Genomic DNA, 4,691 nt, shown 5'->3' on the forward strand with positions numbered 1-4,691 from the left:
TAGCCGACCTGAGAGGGTGATCGGCCACACTGGGACTGAGACACGGCCCAGACTCCTACGGGAGGCAGCAGTAGGGAATCTTCCGCAATGGACGCAAGTCTGACGGAGCGACGCCGCGTGAGCGAGGAAGGCCTTCGGGTCGTAAAGCTCTGTTGTCGGAGACGAACAAACGCCATAGGAAATGATGGCGTCCTGACGGTATCCGACGAGAAAGCCCCGGCTAACTACGTGCCAGCAGCCGCGGTAATACGTAGGGGGCGAGCGTTGTCCGGAATTATTGGGCGTAAAGCGCGCGCAGGCGGCCCTTTAAGTCTGATGTGAAAGCCCGCGGCTCAACCGCGGATGGGCATTGGAAACTGGAGGGCTTGAGTGCAGGAGAGGAGAGTGGAATTCCACGTGTAGCGGTGAAATGCGTAGAGATGTGGAGGAACACCAGTGGCGAAAGCGGCTCTCTGGCCTGTAACTGACGCTGAGGCGCGAAAGCGTGGGGAGCAAACAGGATTAGATACCCTGGTAGTCCACGCCGTAAACGATGAGTGCTAGGTGTTAGGGGGGTCAAACCCCTTAGTGCTGAAGGTAACCCATTAAGCACTCCGCCTGGGGAGTACGGCCGCAAGGCTGAAACTCAAAGGAATTGACGGGGGCCCGCACAAGCGGTGGAGCATGTGGTTTAATTCGAAGCAACGCGAAGAACCTTACCAGGTCTTGACATCCTCTGACCGCCCTAGAGATAGGGTTTTCCCCCTTCGGGGGGACAGAGTGACAGGTGGTGCATGGTTGTCGTCAGCTCGTGTCGTGAGATGTTGGGTTAAGTCCCGCAACGAGCGCAACCCTTGACGTTAGTTGCCAGCATTGAGTTGGGCACTCTAACGTGACTGCCGGTGACAAACCGGAGGAAGGTGGGGATGACGTCAAATCATCATGCCCCTTATGACCTGGGCTACACACGTGCTACAATGGGCGGTACAAAGGGCTGCGAACCCGCGAGGGGGAGCGAATCCCAAAAAGCCGCTCTCAGTTCGGATTGCAGGCTGCAACTCGCCTGCATGAAGCCGGAATCGCTAGTAATCGCGGATCAGCATGCCGCGGTGAATACGTTCCCGGGCCTTGTACACACCGCCCGTCACACCACGAGAGTCTGCAACACCCGAAGTCGGTGCGCCAACCCGCAAGGGAGGCAGCCGCCGAAGGTGGGGCAGATGATTGGGGTGAAGTCGTAACAAGGTAGCCGTATCGGAAGGTGCGGCTGGATCACCTCCTTTCTAAGGAATGAAAGAGACATCCGTGGAGGCGCGCTTAGGCTTTTGTTTGGTTTTGAAGGAGCGATCCTTCAGCGTTGCACCTTGAAAACTGCATAACGAAGGTCCGAGCATCACACAGGTTAAGTGAGTAAGAGCGCACGGTGGATGCCTTGGCACCGGGAGCCGATGAAGGACGGGACGAACACCGATATGCTTCGGGGAGCCGTAAGTAGGCGTTGATCCGGAGATCTCCGAATGGGGGAACCCCCCGCCCTGAACGGGCGGGATCCGCACCTGAATCCATAGGGTGCGGAGGGCAGACCCGGGGAACTGAAACATCTTAGTACCCGGAGGAAAAGAAAGCAAACGCGATTCCCTGAGTAGCGGCGAGCGAAACGGGAGGAGCCCAAACCCGGCGTTCTTTTGAGCGTCGGGGGTTGTAGGACACTCATCACGCGGCGGCGGGCGTAGGCGAAGCGGTCTGGAAAGGCCGGCCGGAGAAGGTAACAGCCCTGTAGCCGAAACGTCCAAAGTCGCAGAGTGGATCCTGAGTACGGCGGGACACGGGAAATCCCGTCGGAAGCAGGGAGGACCATCTCCCAAGGCTAAATACTACCCGGTGACCGATAGTGAACCAGTACCGTGAGGGAAAGGTGAAAAGCACCCCGGGAGGGGAGTGAAAGAGATCCTGAAACCGTGTGCTTACAAGTAGTCGGAGTCCCCTTTGCGGGATGACGGTGTACCTTTTGCAGAATGGACCGGCGAGTTGCGATCCCAAGCGAGGTTAAGCCGGAGAGGCGGAGCCGTAGCGAAAGCGAGTCTGAAGAGGGCGATGAGTTTGGGGTCGCAGACCCGAAACCGTGTGATCTACCCATGCCCAGGGTGAAGGTGCGGTAACGCGCACTGGAGGCCCGAACCCACGTCTGTTGAAAAAGGCGGGGATGAGGTGTGGGTAGGGGTGAAATGCCAATCGAACACGGAGATAGCTGGTTCTCCCCGAAATAGCTTTAGGGCTAGCCTCGAGGTGAGAGTCTTGGAGGTAGAGCACTGATTGGGTGAGGGGTCCCCACAGGATTACCGAGCTCACTCAAACTCCGAATGCCAACGACTTATCCTCGGGAGTCAGACGGCGAGTGATAAGATCCGTCGTCGAGAGGGAAACAGCCCAGACCGCCGGCTAAGGTCCCCAAGTATGCGTTAAGTGGGAAAGGATGTGGCGTTGCCCAGACAACCAGGATGTTGGCTTAGAAGCAGCCATCATTTAAAGAGTGCGTAATAGCTCACTGGTCGAGTGGCGCTGCGCCGAAAATGTAACGGGGCTAAACGCATCACCGAAGCCGCGGTTCGCCGCTCTTATGAGCGGCGGAGGTAGGGGAGCGTTCCGAGCGCGGCGAAGGCCGACCGGAAGGTCGACTGGAGCGCTGGGAAGTGAGAATGCCGGTATGAGTAACGAAAAGAGGGGTGAGAATCCCCTCCGTCGAAAGCCTAAGGGTTCCTGAGGAAGGTTCGTCCGCTCAGGGTTAGTCGGGGCCTAAGCCGAGGCCGGAAGGCGTAGGCGATGGACAACAGGTTGAAATTCCTGTACCACCGAAAGGCGTTTGAGCGATGGGGTGACGCAGGAAGGCAAGGCGAGCGCGCGGCCGGAAGAGCGCGTCCAAGCCGCAAGGCTGGTGGCGAGGCAAATCCCGCCACCGAAAAGGCTGAGCGGTGATGGGGAGGGAACTTAAGTACCGAAGCGCCCGTGCTTACACTGCCGAGAAAAGCCTCTAGCGAGTCTTTCGGTGCCCGTACCCCAAACCGACACAGGTAGGCGAGGAGAGCATCCTAAGACGCTCGGGAGAACTCTTGTTAAGGAACTCGGCAAAATGACCCCGTAACTTCGGGAGAAGGGGTGCTCCGGTAGGGTGATGAGCCCGAGGGAGCCGCAGTGAAAAGATCCAAGCGACTGTTTATCAAAAACACAGGTCTCTGCCAAACCGAAAGGTGACGTATAGGGGCTGACGCCTGCCCGGTGCTGGAAGGTTAAGGGGAGGGCTTAGCCGCAAGGCGAAGGTCCGAACCGAAGCCCCAGTAAACGGCGGCCGTAACTATAACGGTCCTAAGGTAGCGAAATTCCTTGTCGGGTAAGTTCCGACCCGCACGAAAGGCGTAACGACTTGGATACTGTCTCAACAAGAGACCCGGTGAAATTATAGTACCTGTGAAGATGCAGGTTACCCGCGACAGGACGGAAAGACCCCATGGAGCTTTACTGCAGCTTGATATTGGATGTCGGTATCGATTGTACAGGATAGGTCGGAGCCGGAGAAGCCGGGCCGCCAGGTTCGGTGGAGGCGACGGTGGGATACGACCCTATCGGTACGGACATTCTAACCCGGCACCGTGATCCGGTGCGGAGACAGTGTCAGGCGGGCAGTTTGACTGGGGCGGTCGCCTCCTAAAAGGTAACGGAGGCGCCCAAAGGTTCCCTCAGAATGGTTGGAAATCATTCGCAGAGTGCAAAGGCATAAGGGAGCTTGACTGCGAGACCTACAAGTCGAGCAGGGACGAAAGTCGGGCTTAGTGATCCGGTGGCACCGCATGGAAGGGCCATCGCTCAACGGATAAAAGCTACCCTGGGGATAACAGGCTGATCTCCCCCAAGAGTCCACATCGACGGGGAGGTTTGGCACCTCGATGTCGGCTCATCGCATCCTGGGGCTGAAGTAGGTCCCAAGGGTTGGGCTGTTCGCCCATTAAAGCGGTACGCGAGCTGGGTTCAGAACGTCGTGAGACAGTTCGGTCCCTATCCGTCGCGGGCGTAGGAAATTTGAGAGGCGCTGTCCTTAGTACGAGAGGACCGGGACGGACACACCGCTGGTGTACCAGTTGTTCCGCCAGGAGCACCGCTGGGTAGCTATGTGTGGACGGGATAAGTGCTGAAAGCATCTAAGCACGAAGCCCCCCTCAAGATGAGATTTCCCATGACGCGAGTCAGTAAGACCCCTCAGAGATGATGAGGTCGATAGGTCCGAGGTGGAAGCGTGGCGACACGTGGAGCTGACGGATACTAATCGGTCGAGGACTTAACCAAGCGATGCAGGACCTTCGTTATCAGTTTTGAAGGTGCAACCTTCAACAAGTGAAAAAGGTCCGGTGACGATGGCGAAGAGGTCACACCCGTTCCCATCCCGAACACGGCCGTTAAGCTCTTCAGCGCCGATGGTAATGGGGGGGCGACCCCCTGTGAGAGTAGGACGTTGCCGGGCCTTGCCTTACATATTCCATGACATTCCGCAGTAGCTCAGTGGTAGAGCAATCGGCTGTTAACCGATGGGTCGCTGGTTCGAATCCGGCCTGCGGAGCCAGATGCTTCCATAGCTCAGTTGGTAGAGCGCTTCCATGGTAAGGAAGAGGTCGCAGGTTCGAGCCCTGTTGGAAGCTCCATTAAAAAGCTTATTATGATGGGGT

At 57.6% G+C, this 4,691-nt stretch carries 2 tRNA genes and 3 rRNA genes; all 5 read left to right on the forward strand.

The features are described 5' to 3' along the window. Positions 1 to 1,262 (forward strand): 16S ribosomal RNA (locus CCB157_RS16720); the annotation flags it as partial. Between the two features lie 117 nt (positions 1,263 to 1,379). Then, positions 1,380 to 4,314 (forward strand): 23S ribosomal RNA (locus CCB157_RS16725). A 58-nt stretch (positions 4,315 to 4,372) separates the two neighbouring features. After that, positions 4,373 to 4,489: ribosomal RNA gene (gene rrf / locus CCB157_RS16730) — 5S ribosomal RNA — on the forward strand. A gap of 24 nt (positions 4,490 to 4,513) precedes the next feature. Continuing rightward, a tRNA-Asn gene (locus CCB157_RS16735) sits at positions 4,514 to 4,588 on the forward strand. 3 nt (positions 4,589 to 4,591) lie between these two features. Further along, a tRNA-Thr gene (locus tag CCB157_RS16740) sits at positions 4,592 to 4,667 on the forward strand. Positions 4,668 to 4,691: the final 24 nt, after the last annotated feature.

The organism is Caenibacillus caldisaponilyticus, assembly GCF_002003465.1.
GTDB classification, from domain to species: domain Bacteria; phylum Bacillota; class Bacilli; order Bacillales; family Sporolactobacillaceae; genus Caenibacillus; species Caenibacillus caldisaponilyticus.